The sequence below is a fragment of the Paenibacillus jilunlii genome (assembly GCF_900102965.1).
In the GTDB taxonomy this organism is placed as follows: Bacteria; Bacillota; Bacilli; order Paenibacillales; family Paenibacillaceae; genus Paenibacillus_AQ; species Paenibacillus_AQ jilunlii.
Genome location: NZ_FNGM01000007.1, coordinates 80,360 through 100,398 on the forward strand (window position 1 = coordinate 80,360; position 20,039 = coordinate 100,398).

Here is a 20,039-nt window from a genome sequence, read left to right on the forward strand (position 1 = left end):
TTTACTCACCTCCCTTTCTTGCAGGAATCCTAATGGTTATCGTTGTTCCTTGACCAAGCCTGCTGTGGATTTGGACCAAATCCTCCGCTCCGAAGAACAGTTCAAGCCGTTTCAATACATTCCGCGTGCCGAGTCCGGTAGACTTGCCGCTTTCGGCTCCGGCTTCCAGCCGCAAGATGGACTGCAAAGTCTCCTCAGGCATCCCGGCCCCGTTGTCCGAAATCTCTATCAACACTTCACCGCTGATTCTCCGAAGTACGAGGCTGATAACAGCTCCACTCTCCATATTGGCTACACCGTGCAGAAAAGCATTCTCGACAAGCGGCTGAAGCGTCAGAGCTGGTATCTCCTCCTGCAACACGGACGGATCAAAATCCAGTTCAAACCGGATGCGTTCCCGAAAACGCGCCTGCTGGATCGCGGCATATTCTTTGATATGGGCAATTTCATCCTGCAGCGTAACAGGCTTGTCCAGCTTCTGCAGGCTGTATCTAAGCAGATTCGACATGGAGACGATCAAATCGCTTGTTCTTTCGGCTCCTTCCAGCAGTGCCAGTCTGGAGAGCACATTAAGAGTGTTGAACAAAAAATGGGGATTGATTTGGCTCTGGAGCGCCTGAAGCTCCAGTTCCTTCACAAGACGCTGCATTTCCAGGCTCTTTTTGTCCCGTTCAATGAGAACGCTGAGGTCAGCCGACATGTGCTGGATAGCATTCGAGAGGATGCCGAGTTCGTCATCCCTGCTTGGCTGGGGGCCGATGTCCAGATTTCCTGTGGCGATTTGCTTGGCTAGAGCGACCAGTCTGCCGACAGGCCCCGTAATGCTGCGCGAGGCCCAGACCGCGAGCAGCACACCCATAAGCGCGTTCATCCCGAACAACGCTGCGCCCAGCCGGTTCATCCGGTCGTTCTCTTCCCGGACATCCTGGATGATCGGCCGGTAAAATGCCAGCTCTGCATCCACCACCCGCTGACCTTCCTCACGGATGTAACCGGCGATCTTCTCAGCCTCCGCATAATGCTCAAAGGCGATCTGAGGGTCTTCCGAGGCGGAAGCGTTGATGGCGGCCTGCTTCTGATCAAGAAAGCTGGCGGTCAGACTCATGTAATCCTCCAGTGTGAACGAAACGCCGGTCTGTCCGCCCTCCTGTCTGATTTCCCCACTCAGCCGCTCCAACTGGCCGCCTGCAGCGTTCATCTCCGCTTGATCTGTTCGCGGATCGAGCAGAAAGGCATACATAAGCTTAAGATTAGTATCTGCCCATTCGGTGCTTTGCTCGATAAGAAGGATCCGGCCCAGCATTTCATCGTAACTTCGTTGAACAACCTTTCCACTTTGGAACACAAAAAAAGCGATGGTGTTGGCCAGCACCACAAGGAGGGGGATGCCAATCAGCAGCTTGGCTCGAATCGTCATTCCGTACCTCCTCCAGCATCCGGGTTAAGAGACTCCTTCTTGATTACATAGGTTTTGGTATACATCACGGCGGGAGGGGTGCTTCCGCTGAAATAATCATGGAGCTGTTCAATGGCCTGCTCCCCCATCTCAACAGGCTGCTGCACGACAGCCGACTCGATCTTCGATTGGCGGATGGCATCCACCGTTTCTTTCATATCGTCAAAGGCGAAAATATGCAGTCCGGTTACACCCATCCGCTCTTTGGCCTCCAGGAATCCCAGGCCATCCATGGAACTGAACCCGACCACGAACCGAATATTCGGGCTCTGGATAAGCATCTTCTGCGCCTGCTGCGCAGCCTGAAGCCGCGAAATATCTGAAGATCGGATTTCCAAGATTTGAAGTCCGGGATAGCGTCCGATGACAGAGCGGAAGCCAGCTAGTCTAAGCCGCTGGTTCTCGGCCTGCTCATTGCTGATCAGCACTCCAATGTCGCCCCGCTCACCGGACGCCTGCACTACAAGCTCTCCCATTTGTCTCCCGGCCTGCTCATTATCCGTTCCGACATAAGCCACCCTTTCGGATTCCGGTTCATCTGTATCCACCGTGATGACCGGGATGCCAAGACCCGCGGCCTTGTCGATCAGCCGGCGGTAATCCGGATTGTTAAGGCCCTGAATTAGAATGGCGTCAGGTTTGCTGGCAATGGTCTTATCTAGCAGCTTGATCTGCTCGGCCGGATTGATGCGGTCCGGGCCGATATAATCCAGCCGCATGCCGTAGGAGACGGCAGCTTTGCGGGCACCCTGTTCAATAGACCGCCAGAAATAGTTGTCCAGCTCCTGTGAAATCAGCACAACCTTTGGACCGGACACAACGGCACCCGGCGAAGCAGCCTTCAGCGGCCCGACCAATCGGTGAATCTGGAGAAAGGACAGGCTGAATTGAGCCAGCAGCCAGGCGAACAGCAGAAAGAGCGGGATAAGAGCAAAGATCCATTTACGGTTTGACATGCCTGCGCTCCTTTTATCCGGTTATTATAAGATTGGTATAACTCATTATACACGAAGATATCCATCGGTTCGCGAATCATAGGAGCGCAAGAAGAAGCCACCACCTCAAAGGAGCTATGCCCTTAAAAGTGATGGCTGTTGGGGATTATATACGTATCGCATGTATTGTACTCACCGTATTTCCGGCACCTTATGCTGGTCACGGTATTCTTTGGGAGTCATTCCCGTCTGCTTCTGGAACACTTTTGTAAAATACCGGCGCTCCTGATAACCCACACCCGTGCTGATCGCCGCAATGCTCTTGTCGCTGCTGGCCAGCATGAACTTCGCTGCCTCCATCCGCTGGAGGGTTACATATTCCACAAAGGTCATGGCAAACCGGTTCTTGAACAGCAGGCAAAAATAACTGCTGCTGATCCCAATCTTATGTGCCACTTCCTCAATCCCGAGATCAAAACTGAGCCGCTCCGAAATATATTGAGCCGCCTGGTTCATCAGCTGATCTGGCGTTTTCTTCGCAGAATCCTCTGCCGGGGGAAGTTCCTGAAAGAGGGGGATACTGTTATACAGCTTATCCTTGTACTGTTTGCTGCGGATGCGTGTGCCGATTTCCCGCACCTTGTTGCCCAGCTCCTCATAATGAATCGGCTTGCAGATATATTCCTTCACGCCCAGACGGATCGCTTCCCGCGCATAGTCGAACTCCTGATAGCCGCTGAGCAGCAGAACCTCGCTGTCCAGTCCCATCTCGCGCAGCTTGCCGACGAATGTCAACCCATCCATGACAGGCATGCGGATATCGCACAGCACCAGATCAGGCGCCTGCTCTTCGGCTATGCGCAGTGCCTCCATCCCGCTGCGGGCCATGCCGTATATCTCCATCCCCATCTCCTGCCATGGCAGTACCCGCCGCAGATTGCCCAGAATAGGAGCTTCATCGTCAACCAATAATACTTTTAGCATAATGATCTTCCCCCTGCCCGTATTTAGGTATGACGCATTGGATGATGGTGCCTTCCCCAGGGCTTGCGCAGATAAAAATCCCATACCTGTCGCCATACTCAATCCGGATGCGGTCAGCTACGCTGCGTACACCAAGCCCGCGCCGCTCCAGATGAATACCGTGCCCCGGTTTATTTTCATCAGAGTCCGGTCCGGCTGACTCCCCCGATTCACTCACCATGTACTGGAACATCCCGAGCTGGGCTGAAGTCATCCCGATTCCATTATCCTGGATCTGCAGAATCAGATTCCCGCGGTCCTCCCAGCCCTTTACCCGGACCAGGCCCTTGTAATCAATGCCTTCGAACCCGTGCTGGATGCTGTTCTCGACGAGCGGCTGGAGGGTAAGCTTAAGGATTCCGCAGCCCATCAGCTCCTGTGGAATCTCAATCTCATAATCGAATACATCCTCGAAGCGGAATTTCTGGATATCCAGATAATTGCGCAGATGGGTGACTTCCTCTTCCAGCGTAATCTCATCCCTGTCCTGAATGCTGATCCGCAGAATACTGGCTAATCTGTAGACCATCTCGCTGACCTTGCGGCCTTCATTCTGCACCGCCAGCACATTGATCGACTCTAATGTGTTGAACAGAAAATGCGGCTTGATCTGCGCCTGCAGCACCCGCATTTCAGCCTGGTTTTTGCGCCGCTGCTCCACATGGACTCTATTGAACAAACTGTTGATTTTGTCCATCAGATCATTGAAGCCCCTGGCAAGCAGTGTCATTTCGTCGCTGCCCGTCTCTTCCACGCGCGTTGTGAGATCTCCATCCTCTACACGGCGCATAAAACGGACAATCACAGCAATGCCGCCTGTAATCCGGTTCATAAAAAAGAGATTAAAGATCACTGCGCCCAGCAGGCACAGAAAGATCACAACTACGAACCAGCGGGCAAACACAGTCACTTCACGGGACAAGGAATCCCACGAAGTCACAGAGACCAGACTCCAGGGATAGTCCTTAAGATGATAAACCGAGAGAATGCTCTTCTCTCCGGCGAACTCTGTTTTGAAGCTTTGGAATCCTTTTTGAAAAGTAAAATTCTTCTTCGAGGTAAACGAATGGAAGTCCTGGCCATCCAGCTTGCGGTCGGGGTCGAACAGAATCATCCCGTCGTCATTGACCAGCATAAAGGAAACCTTCTGGCCGCTGTCCCCGATTTTCAGATTGCGGAAGATCGATTCGAACTCCCAGTTCTTGATCTGCACCACCAGAATGCCGATATTCTGAAAAAAACTAAGCTCCTTCACCAACCGGATCTGTGTAAATACAGGCTCTGTTCCCGTTAGTTCCGGATATTCATGCGGTGCGAGCCATTTGGGCACACCATTAAGCTCCATAACTTCCTGGTACAGTTCACTTCCTTTGAACTTGTCATAGGGCAGCGTCCGGAAATTCTCCTTGTTGAACACCGAGACGATCTCCGAGCTGCCTTTTCCATTGAAATTATAGAGAAAAGCGTAGCTGATCGAAGGATGGTTGTACAGCAGACTGCGGAAATTACGCTGGCTGGCGTTCAGGCTGAGCTGCTCGGCATCCGTTAAATCCTGTTTCGACGGGTCCTCTGCACTAAGAGCCATATGAAACACCGAGGTGGCAATCCCGTTGTCTGTGACATTGTCCATGTCCTTGAAGACGCTGGAAATGCTGTAGCTGATAGCTTTGAGCGAATACTCAGATTGCTGGCTGTACTTCTTCTCAATGGAATTATAGGTCACAAAAAACATAATCATGCCAAGAATAAACAGAGGAATGATAATCAGGCCCAGAAATGCCGTAAACAACTTGTAGCGCAAATTCATCGGCTAATGCCCCTGACTGTGAATAGGATTATCCTTTTACGCTGCCCGCTGTAACCCCTTCAATAATCTTCTCCTGCAAAATGGCGTAAATAATCACGACCGGAAGCACACTGTAGACAATGCCTGCGGACATCTGCGCATAATTCATCTGATACTGATCACGGAATTGGACCATCCCCACCGGAAGCGTGCGCAGCTCGTCATTCGAAAGAAAATAATTGGCCAGCAAAAACTCATTCCAATTTCCCAGGAAATTAACAATGAATACTGTAACCATGGCGGGAACCGTCAAAGGTACAATAATTCTAGCAAAGATACCCGGTGCCTTCAAGCCATCCACAACCGCCGCTTCCTCAATTTCACCGGGCAATGAACGCATAAACGCCGCCAAAATAATGATCGTGAACGGAATAGCATTAGCAATATAAGGAATAATCAGCGCCCAGTGCGTATTCAGGATATGCAGCTTGCGCACAATCGTATAAATCGGAAGCATCAACGCATTGTTCGGGATCAGCATTCCTATCACAACCAGCGAGAAGAGAAGTTTATTCCACTTGCCCTGGCGCATCCGCGTAACTGCAAAGGCAAACATGGAAGCCAGCAGAATGGATACCACTGAAGATAATATTGAAATGTATAAGCTGTTAAAAAAGTACGTGCTGATCTTGGCATTTACCCAGGCTTCAACATAATTGTTAAACACAAATTCCTTCGGAATGCCGAACGGGTTCAGCGCTATCGCATTATTGTCCTTCTTGACGGAAGAGAACAAGACAAACAAGAACGGAAACAGCACAACTACGAGATAACCCAGCAATGCGGCATGAGGAATGCCTTTTTTCAATGAACGCGCCATTAGTATTCAATCCTTTCATTACGCCGGGCGAACAGCAGCTGGTACAGCGCCGTAACCACAAGCGTGAATATAAAGATCAGAACGGCTATGGCGTTCCCGTATCCGTATTTGAAGTTGGTAATTGCGTATTTAATCATATAAGTGGCCATTACCTCAGTTGAGCCTGCCGGTCCGCCCTTCGTCATGACGATCACGATATCCGCAGCCTTCATGGCACCGGCGATGGACAGCATAATCACAACGGAAATGATCGGGACGATCAGCGGCAACGTGATGCGTGTAGCCCGCTGGAAGCCCGTAGCGCCGTCAATAGCTGCAGCCTCATCCAGCTCCCCTGGGATGGATAGAATCGCTGCCAGCACCATTACAATGTAGAATCCGGTCCACTGCCAGGCGTTGGTGATCAGAATGGACAGCATGGCGAACCTTTCATCCGACAGCCAATATACCGGTTCGATTCCCACGATCCCCAGCACTTTATTGAACAATCCGATATTGGGCTCATAGATGAACCCCCACAGGATGCCAATAACCGCTGTAGACATAATGGAAGGCATGAACACTGCTGTCTTATAGAGTCCCTTCAGCTTTTTGACATTAGCAATCAGCAGTGAGAACAGCACAATCAGTGGGACCTGTATGAATACAGAGAATAAAATAAACCAGCCGTTATTTTTGACGGAAGTCCAGAAACGGTCATCGCCAAGAGCCTTTTCGAAATTACTCATTCCTGTGTATTTAACGGTGTCCGAAACGCCGTTCCAGCTGGTCAGACTGTAGTACAGCGAGCTGAAAATCGGATAAATAAAAAATATCAAAAACAGGACTAACGCAGGCAATATAAACAAGGTGAACACCAGTGGATTTCTAAGTGATTTGTTCATGACTTTCCTCCGATTGCTTGAGAATCAGGGTGCTGTTTATATTTTTACAAGTGGAAACGGCTTCGCCGTCCTCTGCAAGAGGCGGCTTCCGTTTCAGCGGGAAATAGAAGGAACCTTTATAGCGAGAAGCATATAAATGCTTATATTTTAAAAATGTACCCTGGAGCAAGCACCAGGGTACATTCCGTGTACCGTTCCTTATTCCACTGCTGCGTTGGCTTCTTCTTGAACTTTTTGCAGGGCCTCGCCCATTTTTTCAGGGGTGGTCTGCCCGCCAATCAGCTTCTGAATCTGAATATTGCTGATTTCAGTAGTCACATCCGCCTGTACCAGGGAGTCGAAGGCCGGGAATGAAGATTCGGAGTTGTTCAGCACAGCCACAATTTCACTCATCAAGTCGTCGGTGATATTTTTGTTCAGTACAGCCTGATCAATTTTCATGGCTGGCAGCACGCCATCTTCAACCAAACCGCGAATCTGCATTTCCTCATTGTACATATTCTTAATGAAAGACTTCACTGCAGCGAGCTGGCGTCCATCTTCACCAGCAGTAGCCGAGAAGCCATATCCGTTGTTCACATCGCGCATCAAAGCTGTCTGATCGCCAACACCGCCCTCCACCGGCGGAATGTTGAAGAATCCAACCTTGCCGATCAGGCCTTCACCGGATTGGCCTGCCTTAAATACAGAGGACTTCCAGGTGCCGTCATACATTAGAATCGCTTCACCGCTGGTAAACTGGGTAGTGTATTCAGCATATTCAAAGCCAAGCTCGCCTTTTTTGAAGTAGCCTTTGTCTTCCCATTCCTTATACTTGGCAAACCCTTTAACCACATTCGGATCGCTCCATTTGGCTTCTCCGGTGGCGAATTTAGCCGTCACATCCGGCCCGGCATAACGCGACCAGAGATGGTTAGCCAGCATCAAAGGCACCCAGCCTGCTTTGGAGGCTCCAGCCAGCGGCACTTTACCATCAGCTTTGATATCGGCAAGCTGCTGCTCCAATTCAGCAAAGGTTGTCGGCGCCTTCCAGCCTTTGCTGGTGTAATATTCTTTATTATAGAAGAAACCTTCACCGGAGCCGCCGATCGGCAGTCCGTAGATCTTACCTTCGTACGTAAACGGATCAAGATTGGAGAACTTGTCTTTGATGCCCAGTTCCTCCAGGATCGGCGTCAGATCAAGCAATTTGCCTTCCTTGGCATATATTTTGGAATCAGGGCTGCCGAAGAGGTCAAAAATCTCCGGAGGGTTGCCGGCCGCCATTTCACCGCGCAGCTTCTCCTTACGGTTGACATCCGAGTCCACACCGTCCAGCTTAAAAGTGAGTCCAGGGACTTCCGCTTGCACTTTCCCTACAACATCCTCCAGGATCGCGAGCCGCTTCTGTTTGTCGGCCCCCACCTGCGTATGACGAATGGTCATTTCAAAAGGCTCGCTGCTGGCCGGCTCTTCCGTAGCAGGTGCATTCGTAGCATTCCCAGCATTGGCCCCCTTGGTTGCGGCTGCCTCACCATTATTGCCATTGGAATTACTGCCGCCGCAGCCAGCCAATACTGCAGAGCTTACGAACAGCAGGGACAAGAGCAATGTTACACTTTTCTTCATTGGGGTGACCCTCCCTATATGTTGATTTCCCTTACATCTCTTATTATAGAAAACAAGGTTTGTTACCGTAAGGTTAAGATTCATCCACAGCAGGGATAAAAACCTCTAATGTAAGCGAAATCAAACGAGTTATCTATCTCCCCACGTTATATAACCTCACTCATCCATACAGAAAAAAACCGTTCCAACAGTAGTTACACTATTGGAACGGCTTGGGTATATCAAGCAGCTTAAACTAATGCAGTTTGCTTGCGGCCTTCTTCAATCAGCCGGTACGCACGCTGGACTTCTTCTTCGGTTGGTGAAGGGACCCCTTCCAGCTCATAAGGTCTTCCGAGCACTTCCCATTTATAGATACCCATCTGATGATAAGGGAGGATTTCAAATTTTTCCACACCGTTTAATGTGCCAATGAAGCGTCCCAAGTTCACAAGGTCCTCTTCACGGTCATGAATCCCTGGCACATACACATGACGTATCCACATCTTGCGGTTATGGTCAGACAGCCACCGGGCCAGCTTCAGCGTACGCTCATTGGATTTACCGGTAAGCTTGATATGCGCTTCATCATCAATATGCTTCAGATCAAGCAGCACCAGATCTGTCAGTTCAAGCAGATCATTGATCTTGTCGCCTTCATTATAACCGTTAGTGTCAAGTGTAGTATGCAAATTCCAGCGTTTCTTTACTTCAGTAAACAGCTGTTTTACAAAATGCGCCTGCAGGGTTGGTTCACCACCGGAAACGGTCAACCCGCCACCGGAGGAGCGGTAATAATTCAAATACGGCTCAATTTCGGCGAGCACCTCTTCGATACTCATTTCTCTGCCTTCATTCAATCCCCAGGTATCAGGATTATGGCAGTATTGGCATTTCAAGAGACAGCCCTGCATGAACAAAACAAAACGAATACCTGGTCCGTCAACGGTTCCAAAGGTTTCTAAGGAATGTATATGTCCGTTAGCCATATGAGGTCATCCTTCCGAAAATTTAAAATTTTAATCAATTTTAAACAAGATTTTACCGCCCTTGAGGTCAAGAGCGGTATCACCTTGCAGCTATTTCACTGTATACCTAGAACCCAAGCTACCGCTTGTGTATTACATTGCACCGTGGAATGTGCGGTTGATAACATCCATTTGTTGTTCACGAGTCAGCTTGATGAAGTTAACAGCATAACCGGATACGCGGATGGTCAATTGTGGGTAGTTCTCTGGGTGTTCCATAGCATCCAGCAATTGTTCGCGGGCAAATACGTTAACATTCAGGTGGTGACCTTTGCTTGCAAAGTATCCGTCAAGCATCGATACCAGGTTGGATTTACGTCCTTCTTCTTCTTTACCCAGTGCTTTTGGCACAATGGAGAAGGTGTTGGAGATACCATCCAAGCTATCTTCGTACGGCAGTTTGGCAACAGAACTCAGGGAAGCCAATGCACCTTTCTTGTCGCGTCCGTGCATAGGGTTCGCACCAGGAGCAAATGGTTCGCCTTTTTTACGTCCATCAGGAGTAGTACCAGTTTTCTTGCCATATACTACGTTGGAAGTAATCGTCAGGATCGATTGAGTCGGCAGCGCATCACGGTAAGCGTGGTGCTTGCGGATCATTGTCATGAACGATTCAACCAGTTCTACTGCGATGCTGTCGACGGCATCGTCATTGTTACCATAGCAAGGGAATTCGCCTTCAGTTTCGAAGTCTACCGCGATACCTTGTTCGTTACGGATTACTTTTACCTTAGCGTGTTTGATGGCGCTCAGGGAGTCAGCTGCTACAGACAGACCAGCAATACCGCAAGCCATAGTCCGCAGAATATCGCGGTCATGCAGAGCCATTTCGATACGTTCGTAAGAATATTTATCGTGCATGTAGTGGATAACATTCAGGGTGTTCATGTATGTCTTAGCCAGCCACTCCATCATCGGTTTGAAGCGTTTCATGACTTCATCATAGTCAAGATATTCGGAAGTGATGGCAGGATACTCAGGACCAACCTGTACGCCGGATTTTTCATCCACACCGCCGTTGATTGCATACAGCAGAGCTTTTGCCAGGTTGGCACGGGCTCCGAAGAACTGCATTTGTTTACCGATGCGCATTGCGGATACGCAGCAAGCAATACCATAGTCGTCTCCGTAGATCGGACGCATCAAATCGTCATTTTCATATTGAATCGAGCTGGTTTCGATGGAAACCTTCGCACAGTATTTTTTGAAGCCTTCAGGCAATTTTTCCGACCACAGTACAGTCAGGTTTGGCTCTGGAGCTGGTCCCAGATTGTACAGGGTGTGGAGGAAACGGAAGCTGTTCTTGGTAACGCGTGTTGTTCCGTCTACAGACATACCGCCGATGGATTCAGTAACCCATGTAGGGTCTCCACTGAACAATTCGTTATAGTCAGGAGTACGCAGGAACTTCACGATACGCAGTTTCATGATGAAGTGGTCAGCCAGTTCTTGTGCTTGTTCTTCAGTCAAAGTGCCTTCTGCAAGGTCACGTTCTACATAGATATCAAGGAAAGAGGATACGCGTCCAAGGGACATAGCCGCACCGTTCTGTTCCTTAATAGCAGCGAGATAACCGAAGTATACCCACTGGAAAGCTTCTTTGGCGTTGTTAGCAGGTTTGGAGATATCCATTCCATGCATTTGGGCCATTTGTTTCAGTTCGCCGAGTGCACGAATCTGTTCGGAAAGTTCTTCACGAAGACGGATAACGCTATCGGTCATGGAATCTACTTCAAGATTCGCGAGATCTTGTTTCTTTTCTTTAATCAGGAAGTCAACGCCGTAAAGAGCTACACGACGGTAGTCACCGATGATGCGGCCGCGGCCGTATGCATCAGGAAGACCTGTGATGATACCGGCTTTACGAACAGCTCTCATTTCGGAAGTATATGCATCAAATACGCCTTGGTTATGCGTTTTGCGGATGTTCGTGAACATGTCAACAATGCCTTGCGGAAGTTCGAAGCCATAAGCCTTGGTGGCATCGATCATCATCTTGATTCCGCCAAACGGTTGAATGGAACGTTTGAAAGGCGCATCAGTCTGAACGCCGACAATTTGTTCCTTGTCTTTGTCAATGTAGCCAGGTTGGTGGGATACGATAGTGGATACTGTGTTAACATCCACATCCAGTACGCCGCCATTAGCAATTTCCTGCTTGGTCATTTCGGAAATAATCTTCCAAAGTTCAGTAGTGTTGTTAGTAGGACCTGCAAGGAAATCTTCCTTGCCAAGATAAGGTTTGATGTTCTTTTCAATAAAATCATTCACATTTACTTTTCTGGACCATTTTCCTTTTACAAAACCGCGCCATCCAGCCTTAACTTCTTGTACATCTTTTTCAATCACCGACATGCTAAATCCCTCCATTTATATTTATTATATTTGTAGAGATCGCGGGCTTGAAGGTTAATCCCGTGTCTCGTGATCCCAAAAAAAGATCTGATTGTTATAAAATTCACAATTATATCTTCATAATAGGGACCGTTGTTTATATAAACATTTTAGTTTATTTTCTGAAAAAGGACTGTGACAAATATCACTATTTCGGTGATATTTGTCACTTCCATCCAGTTCCATATTAACCTTTAACCTTATTCTTTGCCATAGAACCGTTAATTAGTTGTCGAATCTGCCGTAGAAAGCATTACGGTATACATCAGCAAGCTCGGAAACCAGCGGGAGCTTAGGGTTGGCAGTTGTACATTGGTCTTCAAATGCACGGTCAGCCAGATAATCTACACGGGATTCGAAATCCTTAGGATCGAAACCAAGCGCCTGGAACGACTCTTCGATGCCGAGTTTTTTGTTCATGTCGCGGATTGCGTTGATCAAGCTTGTTACGCCTTCTTCAGTGGTGCGGGCAGGCAATCCCAGAATGCGGGCGATTTCGGCATAGCGTTCGTCAGCTACAAAGTGCGAATATTTAGGGAACGAAGCGAACTTCGTAGGTTTCTTAGCATTGTAGCGGATGACATGCGGCATCAGAATGGCATTGGTGCGGCCATGGGCAGTGTGATACTGTCCGCCCCATTTGTGCGCCAAGCTGTGGTTGATGCCCAGGAATGCGTTGGCAAAGGCCATACCAGCCAGCGTAGATGCGTTGTGCATTTTTTCGCGGGCAAGCTTGTCGCCTTGCAGTGCCGATTTTTCAAGGTATTGGAATACCAGTTGGATAGCTTTGATAGCCAGACCGTCAGTGTAGTCACTTGCCATAACCGAAACGTAAGCTTCGATGGCATGTGTCAGAACGTCCATACCTGTATCGGCAACAGCTGTTTTTGGCAAGCTGTATACAAACTCAGGATCGATGATCGCTACGTCTGGAGTCAGCTCGTAGTCAGCCAATGGGTATTTCGTATTGTTGGCAGTAGTTTTATCAGTAATAACCGCGAAAGATGTTACTTCAGAACCTGTACCCGAAGTAGTTGGAATCGCTACGAATTTCGCTTTGTTTCCAAGCTTAGGGAATTTGTATACGCGTTTGCGGATATCCATGAACTTCTGTTTCAGACCGTTGAAGTCAGCGTCCGGATGTTCGTAGAACAGCCACATGCCTTTGGCAGCATCCATTGGGGAACCGCCGCCGAGTGCGATGATGCAGTCCGGCTGGAATCTGTTCATCATAGCAGTACCTTTTTCTACAGTTGTAGTCGATGGGTCCGGTTCAACTTCCGAGAACACTTCGATCGCTACTGGAGTCTGGCGTTGACGCAGGTAGTGCTCAACTCTTTCTACATAGCCCAGTTTCACCATCATAGGGTCAGTGATAATTGCTACGCGTGTGATGTCAGGCATTTTGGCCAGGTACTGAGTGGCACCTTTTTCGAAGTAAATCTTGTCAGGTACTTTAAACCATTGCATATTCACGGTACGACGGTTCACCCTTTTCACGTTGATCAGATTGATGGCAGTTACGTTCTGCGATACAGAGTTGCGGCCGTAAGATCCGCAGCCCAGAGTCAGTGAAGGGATATTCGTATTGTAGATATCGCCGATTGCGCCGTGTGTGGAAGGCGAGTTGACGAGAATACGTCCGGTCTGCAGACGGTTCGAGAACTTCATGATCACTTCTTCGTTATTGGAGTGGATGGCCGAGCTGTGGCCCATACCGCCAAATTCTACAACCTGTGCTGCGCGTTCGATACCCTGGTCAGCATTTTTAACCTTGTAGCATGCCAGAACCGGGCTCAATTTTTCAGCGGACAGCGGATATTTGGTGCCTACGCCTTCAAGCTCTGCTACCAGGATCTTAGTGCCGGCAGGAACCTGAATACCGCACATTTCAGCAATCTTCACTGCAGATTGACCTACAATTGCAGGGTTAACTGCGCATTTTTCCACGTTCATAGCGCCGCTTGTCAACTTGGCAGCTTCTTCTTTATTTACAAAGTAGCAGCCGTTGGCGATCATTTTCTTCTTCACTTGGTCGAAGATCGCTTCTTCAATGATAACTGCTTGTTCGGAAGCGCAGATCATACCATTGTCGAATGTTTTGGAAAGGATGATGTCCGTTACTGCCTGATCGATATCGGCACTTTTTTCAATGAAGGCAGGCACGTTACCAGGACCTACGCCAAGAGCCGGTTTGCCGCAGCTGTAAGCTGCCTTAACCATTGCCGAACCGCCTGTTGCCAGGATCAGCGCAACATCCGGATTGTTCATAAGTGCGTTTGTTTTGTCCATCGTTGGCAGCTCGATCCACTGGATGCAGTTCTCAGGAGCACCGGCTTTTACGGCTGCGTCATGTAGAATCTTAGCTGCTGCGGCACTACATTCTTGCGCAGATGGATGGAAACCGAATATAATAGGATTACGTGTCTTAGCGGCAATCAGTGCCTTAAACATCGTGGTGGATGTTGGGTTGGTTACCGGTGTGATACCCATAACGATTCCGACCGGTTCGGCAATTTTTTGGAAACTGTCATATTGATTGTCTTCTACAACGCCTACTGTCTTGTCATACTTAATTCCGTGCCAGATATATTCTGTTGCGAAGATGTTCTTCGTGATTTTGTCTTCATAAACGCCGCGGCCTGTTTCTTCTACGGCGAGTTTTGCCAGGTACATGTGCTTGTCGAGTCCTGCCAGAGCCATTGCATGAACGATTGTGTTAACCTGCTCTTGATCCAGCTGCATGTAAGCTTCTTGAGCTTTCTTTGCTTTATCCACCAAAGTCTGAATATATTCTTCAGCAGTGGTTTGTTTCACTTGGGCGGCGACTTCGTTCTTAACTGCCATCTCCCTCGTCCTCCTGTCAATTTTTAGGTTGTTTTTCTCTACACATTTATCTTATCACATCGCATCAGGGTTGTATAGTGAAATCTTTCACAAAGTATAAAGTTTTTTTTGATTTGTTTTCAAAGCGCTTTCATTCGCTCTTATTCAGGGTCCTGTTCCATTTTGTGTATAATTTTATCGCCCTTTTTGTCTTTTTTGCGAACGTGAATTTTTTCACTTGACATATTCCCCTCTTAAATAGCTTCTTCGCCTTAAAAACACGCCCGGCTGAGACGTTACCAAATCTCTATCTAAATATGGAAAAAGACCGGGGACCCCCGGCCTTCTACCTTCTCAACTATTTCCTTGTCTTCACGGACTAATCTCTTCTCCGGACTACTCTACCTTAATTGTATCAAAGAATTTTTCCTGTACGGTCTTGGCTGCGGCGTCAAGCTGGGCTTTGGAGTCCGTACCTTTTTTGGAGAAAAGCTCCTGAATCACATTGGACATCGTTGCATAGTAATCCTGTGTATTGTATTGCGCCTCAGGCTTGCCATCCAAGAGTGCCATAATATCCGGGTTGTACTGATAGACAATATCGTACTTGTCATAGATCGCTTTGGTTTTTTTGCCAAAATCAGAATCTGCGGCATAGTAGTCGAGTAGCGGCGGGATGAAGTATTTGCCGTCCGCTTTGCGCTGCTGCAGAATGGCATCCAGTGCCTCCAGGCCTTTGTCGGAGAAGTAATCAAAAGTGATATAGCGGAAAGCCATCTCCTGCTCGTCCAGGGTGGCGTTCGGGTTGATGACCAGATAGTCGCCGCCGAGTACGCCCGTGTGTTTGCCGCCCTTTTCCGCAGCAGGCATTGGATAAGTGAGCACATCCTCCGGTTTCAAGCCGCCCTGGTTCAGGGCTTGCTCGATTACACCGTCCGAACCGGCCATCACCATCGCTGTGCGTCCTTGCTGGAATGCGCCTACGGCATCGCCCCAGCCCAGCGCCCAGTCCTGAGGAATGGCATTGGCTTCCCATCTCAGCTTCTTATAGAAGTCCAGCGCCTTCACGCCCGCATCGGTGTTGAAGGTTGCCACCACTTTGCCGCCGTCAATCTTCTGGATCTCGCCGCCGGCTTCGAACAGGAAGTTGGTCCAATTCCAGCCAGCTTCATTGCCCTTGCCCATTGGAGCGATACCGGAGATGCCTTTTTTGGCGTCGGCCACACCTTTGGCGGTGTTCAGCATATCCTCCCAGGTCCAGTCCATGGCCGGTACAGGCACACCTTTGTCATCCAGCATCTTTTTATTAATCATCGTAGTGGTTACATAGCCTTTTTGGGTGATGCCGTACACCTTGCCGTCAATGATGAACTGGTTTTGCAGGACGGGATTGATCTGGTCCTTGTACTCATATTTGTTCCACAGATCGGTAATGTCTGCCACCCAGCCTTTTTCGACGAGAAATTTCGCTTCCGTGGCATACGTATTGAAGAAGGTCGGGGCTTCATTGGCAGCCATTTTCACACCGATTTCACTAACGTTATACTGCCAGTCGTCTTTGACGATCTCAACATTCGGGTATGCCGCCTGGAAACGCTTGATCTTGTCATCTTCCTGCGCCCGCACTTCCGTTAAGTCCGGTGTAGGATAATGGATCTTAATGGTGACCTTACGCTGAGTGATATCATCTGCCGGCGCATTAGTGGCGGTACTGTTGTTTGTAGCTTTATCCGTAACAGCCGGTGACGCATCTCCCCCATTCGTTCCCTTGGCGCTATTGTTGTTATTGTTGCCGCTGCAGGCGGATAACAACGATCCTGTCACCAGGAGACAGGCTAGGACGCTGGAAAATTTACGCATTGAAACTCCCCTTTTCCATTCATAGTTAGCTTACAGATTTATCTTAAGAGAGAAAATGTGCCCACACGAGGTGTATTTATATTCCTTTCATGTGCATGTTTACGATCTAATCAGCCAAACGTATATCCCCGTGTTACCCCTTCACCGCCGACAAAGCCACCCCGCGCATAATAAATTTCTGGAACAGCAGGAACACCAGGATCGGCGGCAGAGAGACCAGAAAGAGAATGGCAAACTTGATATTGGTGTTGAGCGCCTTAACGGCAATTACATATTTATAGATCGCTGTGGCGAGAGTGTATTTATCCTCACTGTGCATGACAAGGGACGGCCAGAACCAGTCGTTCCAGGCGGTTGAGAAAATAAAGATCGCCAGTGTGGCAAAAATGGGAATGGACAGCGGTACAGCTATCGAGAAAAAGCTGCGCGGCTCCGAGGCTCCGTCAATCCGCGCGGCTTCAAAAATCTCCGGATGGATTCCGTCAAAAAAGTTCTTCAGCAGCAGGAAGTAAAACGTATTCGCTCCGGCCGGCAGCCAGAACGCCGCATACTGGTTCAGCAGTCCAAGCTCCTTCAGATTGACGAAGTTCGGAATCATATAGCTGGTCGCCGGGATAAACAGAGTCATCAGGAAGAAAAAATAAAATACCTTGCGGAAAGGCACGTTCATCCGGGAAATGCTAAAAGAAGCAAGGCCAAGTACAATAAGGGTCACAACCATATTCCCCACGAAAATATAGAGTGTATTCCTGAGAAACACCAGCAGATCGATATAATTTAACGCATCCTTCAAATTGCCGAAATGCCACTCCTGCGGGAAAAAATGCGGCGGAAAGGAATTGACCTCCGTGTTGGATTTGAGACCGTTGAACATCGTCATGAGGATCGGGTAGAGCATGGTGAAGACCATGACCAGGATGAAGAACACCATTATCCCGTAGACGATTTTATTGCTTGTTTTTTTCAGATCATGTTCGGAGAGAATGCCTCTGTCTGCGCTCTTCATGTTAGTTGTCCTCCTTGTTCAGCTTGAACTGCACAATGCCCAAACCGCCGAGGACGATGAACATCAGCATGCCGAGCGCCGTCGCCGTACCGTAATCCAGCCGGGTAAAAGCATATTTCACAATCAATAGCGCGTAGGTCAGAGTGGTATTGTTCGGGCCTCCATCCAGCAAAGCAAGCTGTGACTGGTAGCCCTGAGAGGTGGCGATAATCTGCAGAATCAGCATCAGGACAATCAGATTGCGCAAAGAGGGCAGTGTGATATGGCGGATACGGGCCCATACCCCGGCACCGTCAATTTCAGCGGCTTCGTACCAATCGCGCGGAATACTGAGCACAGCCGCCAGATAAATAAGCATCCCAGAGCCAAACTGCTGCCAGGTTTCCATAAAAACAAGCGAGATCATCGACCACCTGCTGTCCGTCAGAAAGGCAATTTGATCCGCTCCCATCGTGCCGAGCAGCGCATTGATGGGTCCGACCGGATCATACAGCCATCTCCACAGGCCGTACAGCACGACAGCCGGCAATACAAAGGGCAGATAAGCCGCCACGCGGACAAAGCCGCCGAACTTCCGCAGCTCGGAAATGGCGATGGCAAAGGCAATCGGCACCCAAAAGCCGATCACCAGACAGAGCACCATGTAATAAAGGGTATTTTTCACAGCAATCAATACATCCGGGTCCGTAAGCGCTCTGGCATAATTATCGAGGCCGGCAAAAGTATTGCCCTTTACAAAGTCCACGGTATAGAAGCTGTACATAAAGCCCTTAAAAATGGGCACCCACATAAACAAAACAAAAATAATAATGGCGGGTACGAGAAACATATATCCCCAAAAGTTTTTTTTCCAGCGGTTCTGTTTATGCGGCTTGCGCTCCAGCTTCGCTGTCATCTTCTCGCGGATTGTAGCGGTTTGGTTCATCTGGCTCCCTCATTCCTTTTGTCTTTCAGCACTTGCACCAAGCGCTGCCTACATTCATTGTAGAAAAGGAGCCGAAGCCTGAACATGTCTATATCTACCGCAATCGTAAGTGTTCTTACTTCTTCAGTTCGCTGGGGCTGATGCCGTAATATTTTTTGAAAATCTTGCTGAAATGCTCCGGGGACTCATAGCCCACCCGCTCCGCGATCTCATAACGGCGCAAATCGGTATGCAGAATCATCTCGCGGCTGTCCTCCATCCGCAGCTTGATGACATATTCCCAGAGGTTATGGCCTGTATTTTTTTTGAACAGATAGCTCAGGTAATTGGGGCTGACGTGATTTTTTTTGGCCACCTCATGGATCGTAAGGCCCTTCTGGGCGTAATTCCCGTCGATATACTCCTTAGCCTTCTGCACAATCAGGTTGCTGTGTGTATGCAGCTCCTCGGCCGAGGGATCAGCGGCATAGCTGCTCCAGTTGAAATCACCGTAGTAGAACACATAGTAATCGGAATGCGCCTTGTTCCACTGAATGGCCTTCGAGGCCTGCCGGTTCAGCACATCCATAAAGGACAGGCCCTTGAGGATCTGGCTGATGCCAATTACGGTGTTCAAATGCAGGTATTTATGGATATTTAAATGCAGACTGCGGCCAAGCACATCCAGCCGGTTGATCTGGCCCGTCGCCGATTCCTCATAGGTCTTCTCATCCCACTGGATAATGACGGTGATCTCCTCCTCCGGAGAATAAAAGGCCACTGTGCTCCACTCCTGGTCAAGCAGCTCTTTGGCAATGTTAAGTGCGGCATAACGCAGCAGCTCCCGGTCGCGGTAGGTGTAATTCTTCTCTCCAGTTGCTTCAGGCAACGGCAGTTTAATCTTGATTACAGAGAAAAAAGGCCCCTGCAGCTTCAGCTCATCCACCTTCCGTAGCTTCTGCTCATCGCCCAGCACAGAGGCGGGCTCTTCAATGAGGGCATTCAGCAGCTTGCTGTACTCGGGCAGCGGCTCCTCCAGGCGGAAGCCTTCCCCGATCCCGGCCATGAAGGTGGACAGATCCGGGGAGGGTTTATCCAATTTAAGCAGCACATTCCGTACCGAATCGAGAAAATGCTCACTGTTCAGCGGCTTGATCAGATAATCCTTCGCCCCCAGCCGGACGGCCATCTGGGCATACTGGAACGTCTCATGGGCGGAGATGACGATGGTCTGCACCCACGGTTTGGCCAGCTTGGCGTGCTGCATCAGCTCAATGCCGCTCATGGCCCCCATCTGGATATCCGTCACCAGCAGATCAACTTCCTCCATGCGGATACAGTCCAAAGCTTCAAAGCCGCTGTTCGCGGTATAAATATGGCCGATCTCCAGACCCGAGGAAGCCAGCAGGCTGCTCAGCCCTTTGCAAATCAGCGGCTCATCGTCTACAACCAGTACATTAAACATCTAAG

The 20,039-nt window shown here is 49.2% G+C and carries 14 protein-coding genes; all 14 read right to left on the minus strand.

What is annotated here, in order from left to right; translation table 11 throughout:
- Position 1 precedes the first annotated feature (1 nt).
- The 14 genes from BLQ82_RS13915 to BLQ82_RS13980 all read right to left on the minus strand — a co-directional run bounded on the left by BLQ82_RS13915 (position 2) and on the right by BLQ82_RS13980 (position 20,034).
- Positions 2–1,417 (minus strand): sensor histidine kinase, encoded by a 1,416-nt coding sequence (locus tag BLQ82_RS13915; protein ID WP_062527654.1) that lies wholly within the window; start codon positions 1,415–1,417, stop codon positions 2–4.
- Positions 1,414–2,412 carry a substrate-binding domain-containing protein gene (locus BLQ82_RS13920; RefSeq protein WP_062527651.1) on the minus strand — a complete coding sequence of 333 codons (999 nt, stop codon included), beginning with the start codon at positions 2,410–2,412 and terminating at the stop codon, positions 1,414–1,416. The genes BLQ82_RS13915 and BLQ82_RS13920 overlap by 4 nt, the downstream gene beginning before the upstream one ends.
- Positions 2,413–2,583: 171 nt before the next feature.
- Positions 2,584–3,375 (minus strand): response regulator transcription factor, encoded by a 792-nt coding sequence (locus BLQ82_RS13925; protein WP_062527649.1) that lies wholly within the window; start codon positions 3,373–3,375, stop codon positions 2,584–2,586.
- Complete coding sequence (locus BLQ82_RS13930; protein WP_062527647.1) at positions 3,353–5,221, minus strand: cache domain-containing sensor histidine kinase; 1,869 nt, start codon at positions 5,219–5,221, stop codon at positions 3,353–3,355. The genes BLQ82_RS13925 and BLQ82_RS13930 overlap by 23 nt, the downstream gene beginning before the upstream one ends.
- A gap of 28 nt (positions 5,222–5,249) precedes the next feature.
- Entirely contained in the window at positions 5,250–6,080 is an 831-nt protein-coding gene (locus BLQ82_RS13935) for a carbohydrate ABC transporter permease (RefSeq protein ID WP_062527645.1), read from the minus strand.
- A complete protein-coding gene (locus tag BLQ82_RS13940) occupies positions 6,080–6,964 on the minus strand; it encodes a carbohydrate ABC transporter permease (protein WP_062527644.1) in 885 nt (294 codons plus the stop codon). The genes BLQ82_RS13935 and BLQ82_RS13940 overlap by 1 nt, the downstream gene beginning before the upstream one ends.
- 198 nt (positions 6,965–7,162) lie before the next feature.
- Positions 7,163–8,572: an extracellular solute-binding protein gene (locus BLQ82_RS13945; protein WP_062527642.1), complete on the minus strand. Its 1,410-nt coding sequence runs from the start codon at positions 8,570–8,572 to the stop codon at positions 7,163–7,165.
- Between the two features lie 230 nt (positions 8,573–8,802).
- A complete protein-coding gene (gene pflA, locus BLQ82_RS13950; protein WP_062527640.1) occupies positions 8,803–9,540 on the minus strand; it encodes a pyruvate formate-lyase-activating protein in 738 nt (245 codons plus the stop codon).
- Positions 9,541–9,672: 132 nt separating this feature from the next.
- Entirely contained in the window at positions 9,673–11,934 is a 2,262-nt protein-coding gene (gene pflB / locus BLQ82_RS13955) for a formate C-acetyltransferase (RefSeq protein WP_039838559.1), read from the minus strand.
- Positions 11,935–12,198: 264 nt separating this feature from the next.
- Positions 12,199–14,820 (minus strand): bifunctional acetaldehyde-CoA/alcohol dehydrogenase, encoded by a 2,622-nt coding sequence (gene adhE / locus BLQ82_RS13960; protein WP_062527638.1) that lies wholly within the window; start codon positions 14,818–14,820, stop codon positions 12,199–12,201.
- Positions 14,821–15,195: 375 nt separating this feature from the next.
- A complete protein-coding gene (locus BLQ82_RS13965) occupies positions 15,196–16,659 on the minus strand; it encodes an ABC transporter substrate-binding protein (RefSeq protein WP_062527636.1) in 1,464 nt (487 codons plus the stop codon).
- A gap of 133 nt (positions 16,660–16,792) precedes the next feature.
- Positions 16,793–17,665 carry a carbohydrate ABC transporter permease gene (locus BLQ82_RS13970; RefSeq protein WP_062527634.1) on the minus strand — a complete coding sequence of 291 codons (873 nt, stop codon included), beginning with the start codon at positions 17,663–17,665 and terminating at the stop codon, positions 16,793–16,795.
- Position 17,666: 1 nt separating this feature from the next.
- The gene (locus BLQ82_RS13975) at positions 17,667–18,590 is read right to left on the minus strand and encodes a carbohydrate ABC transporter permease (RefSeq protein WP_062527632.1); all 924 of its coding nucleotides are present in this window, start codon (positions 18,588–18,590) and stop codon (positions 17,667–17,669) included.
- 115 nt (positions 18,591–18,705) lie between these two features.
- Entirely contained in the window at positions 18,706–20,034 is a 1,329-nt protein-coding gene (locus BLQ82_RS13980; RefSeq protein ID WP_062527630.1) for a response regulator, read from the minus strand.
- Between the last annotated feature and the right edge of the window lie 5 nt (positions 20,035–20,039).

Coding starts and splice junctions, on each gene's coding strand:
- BLQ82_RS13975 (WP_062527632.1), bottom strand. CDS start 18,590: ATGAACCAAACCGCTACAATCCGCGAGAAGATGACAGCGAAGCTGGAG.
- BLQ82_RS13920 (WP_062527651.1), bottom strand. CDS start 2,412: ATGTCAAACCGTAAATGGATCTTTGCTCTTATCCCGCTCTTTCTGCTG.
- BLQ82_RS13915 (WP_062527654.1), bottom strand. CDS start 1,417: ATGACGATTCGAGCCAAGCTGCTGATTGGCATCCCCCTCCTTGTGGTG.
- BLQ82_RS13965 (WP_062527636.1), bottom strand. CDS start 16,659: ATGCGTAAATTTTCCAGCGTCCTAGCCTGTCTCCTGGTGACAGGATCG.
- pflB (WP_039838559.1), bottom strand. CDS start 11,934: ATGTCGGTGATTGAAAAAGATGTACAAGAAGTTAAGGCTGGATGGCGC.
- BLQ82_RS13940 (WP_062527644.1), bottom strand. CDS start 6,964: ATGAACAAATCACTTAGAAATCCACTGGTGTTCACCTTGTTTATATTG.
- BLQ82_RS13945 (WP_062527642.1), bottom strand. CDS start 8,572: ATGAAGAAAAGTGTAACATTGCTCTTGTCCCTGCTGTTCGTAAGCTCT.
- BLQ82_RS13935 (WP_062527645.1), bottom strand. CDS start 6,080: ATGGCGCGTTCATTGAAAAAAGGCATTCCTCATGCCGCATTGCTGGGT.
- pflA (WP_062527640.1), bottom strand. CDS start 9,540: ATGGCTAACGGACATATACATTCCTTAGAAACCTTTGGAACCGTTGAC.
- BLQ82_RS13970 (WP_062527634.1), bottom strand. CDS start 17,665: ATGAAGAGCGCAGACAGAGGCATTCTCTCCGAACATGATCTGAAAAAA.
- BLQ82_RS13925 (WP_062527649.1), bottom strand. CDS start 3,375: ATGCTAAAAGTATTATTGGTTGACGATGAAGCTCCTATTCTGGGCAAT.
- adhE (WP_062527638.1), bottom strand. CDS start 14,820: ATGGCAGTTAAGAACGAAGTCGCCGCCCAAGTGAAACAAACCACTGCT.
- BLQ82_RS13930 (WP_062527647.1), bottom strand. CDS start 5,221: ATGAATTTGCGCTACAAGTTGTTTACGGCATTTCTGGGCCTGATTATC.
- BLQ82_RS13980 (WP_062527630.1), bottom strand. CDS start 20,034: ATGTTTAATGTACTGGTTGTAGACGATGAGCCGCTGATTTGCAAAGGG.